At 67.2% G+C, this 2,122-nt stretch carries 2 protein-coding genes; both read right to left on the bottom strand.

Annotated elements, in window-relative coordinates; all coding sequences use genetic code 11:
- A partial coding sequence (locus ACK41X_RS23505) for a Dna2/Cas4 domain-containing protein (RefSeq protein WP_409728759.1) occupies positions 1–518 on the bottom strand: 518 nt, incomplete at its 3' end.
- A gap of 149 nt (positions 519–667) precedes the next feature.
- On the bottom strand, positions 668–2,122 hold a 1,455-nt coding region (csb2, locus tag ACK41X_RS23500), incomplete at its 5' end, for a type I-U CRISPR-associated protein Csb2 (protein ID WP_409728756.1).

Raw genomic sequence — 2,122 nt, 5'->3', positions numbered from 1 at the left:
CCTTCCGATACGGTATATCCGGCCTCTTCAAGGATCAGGGCCTGGGCGCAGACCTGCACCCGCTCAGGCTCGTAGGCACCCTCGGCCACGTGCGGGCGCTTTCCCTTTTTCGTATCGACCGGTGTGACACTCCCGCCCTCGCCGTCGACGAGATCGATCTTGGCTATGATGCCAAGCCGCTCAGAGGCAAGCGTCACCGAGCGTGCGGCGAAATCGGGCTTCTCGTGCGTCTCTGCCGGCGCGGGAAGCTTTCCGCCCCCGGCATCCACACGCACGTGGGCGCGGCGGCCTTCCTCGGTGTCGCCGGAGTCCGCCCATTCGCCGTCGACCCATTCGAGAAAAGCGAGCCGCGGGCAATAAACCCATTCATTGACCATCCGCACGGGCACCAGTGGCGTTTCACCATTGGCCGGTGGCGCCGAAAGATCGAACGAAAGCTGGGCCTCTGACGAAGGGGTAAGCCGGGGACCGGGTGGCAAGCCGGCGTTACGCGCAACATCGGACGCGGAGGAGGCCATACGCACAACCCTCGATAGCAGGCGCATCGGAATGGAGGATTAAAGCGCGAATCGTGCCCTGCGTCAGCGGGAAACAACACCACCATAAGACCAGAATGCCGCGGCGCGCGTGATCAGACCCCGACACGCGGCGCATCGGTCGAATTGAACTATGCCTCGACCGCGAACACGCCGCCGCCCTGGTGGCTGTTGCGGCCAAGGAGGAGTGGCCCCCGAACCGCCACAGCAAAACGCAGCCGGGCGTAGGCGGCAAGGCCGCCGCCGTTCGGGAGCGCGGAAAAATCGAGCACTTCGACATTGGGCCGCGGCAGGCCGCGGCGAAGGCATTCCAATTCGAGATCGTGGGCGAGCGCCTCCGCCGGGTCCTTGCGCCGGCCGGCGTGACGCGTGGCGCGGTAACGGGTGCGGCTTTGCCAGACCCGCGCCGGCCCGATCAGCGGATCGCGGTCGGCGAGCGCTTGCGGCGGCCCGAGCGCGATCACGCCGAGCCGGCCGGCGCGCACGACCGCGAGCCGGGAAACGACTTCGTCAAAGGTTTTGCGCATTTCTCTCGTCGCCGCCAGGGAGCGATCGCAGGCCCACGGGGCGGCGACGATCAACCGGTCGATGCGGCCGTCGCCGTTAATGTCATCGGCGGCGAGAAAGATGTGCTCGTGTCGGCCCGATGCTGCCCGACCACCGTCCGCCTCGTGACCGGAAAACAATCTCGTCAATTCGCCCGTTACGTCCCGTTCGCGCGCCATCAGCGCACGGCGTGCCGCGCGTACCAGCACCGGGCCGTCGGCGACGCCGATGTTCGCCGCTTCCGGCACGGCGAATGCCAGCATATCGCGCGAAACATCGCGCAGCGGCGCCATGAGGCCGAGACCGAGATAGCGGCCGTCGCCGATCACGAGTGGACCGTGCTGCGGCTCGGCAAAGGCGATTTCGACATGCCACAGCCGTTCTTTGGCGAAACGGGTGCCGGACGCGAAGGCTTCAGCACGCGCGCCACGGCCCTCGAACGGCTCGCGCTGCACGCGGATCGTCTCCGGCCGCGCCGCGATCCCGGCATGGCGAAGCGCCTGCACGACGGCGAAAATTGCGCAATGCTGCTCCGCCAGGCGCTCGCGCCCCGGTTTGGCTTCCTTGAATTCGGAGCCGGGTGCGTTGCGCGCCGCCGCCAGTTCCTCGCGCAGCCTAAGCGGATCGATGCGCCGCCGCGCCGCCCGTTGCGGCAACGCTGCCGGCGTCACCGTGCGCCATACGCGATGGCCTGCGCTCCCGTCATCGACCCCGTAATGGCGGAGCATCAATTCATCGTCGGCCGCGACGAGGATCGGCCTGCCCCGGTTGGAGATCTCACCGGTCCCGTGATCGACATTCAGATCCAGGCCGGAAAACGCCCAATCGATATTTTCGCTGGCGAGACAACAGTTTGGCGGCACCTCGACCAGCAGGCGGCGGATCGCGCGCGCCACATGAGGCGAGCCGATCGACGGCAGGGGCACGATGCGGATGCGCGCGGCCTTGTCGGCTTCGGCCGCGTCGCGGCCCATGATCACGCGGTCGATCGTGTCGGTCTTTTTCGGCAGCGCCTTCTTTAACTTTTGAGCCGCACCGTC

The organism is Pseudorhodoplanes sp. (genome assembly GCF_046289595.1).
Taxonomy (GTDB): Bacteria; Pseudomonadota; Alphaproteobacteria; order Rhizobiales; family Xanthobacteraceae; genus Pseudorhodoplanes.
The sequence above is the reverse complement of the archived record's forward strand: the minus strand, read 5'-3'. Positions and strand labels throughout refer to the sequence as shown.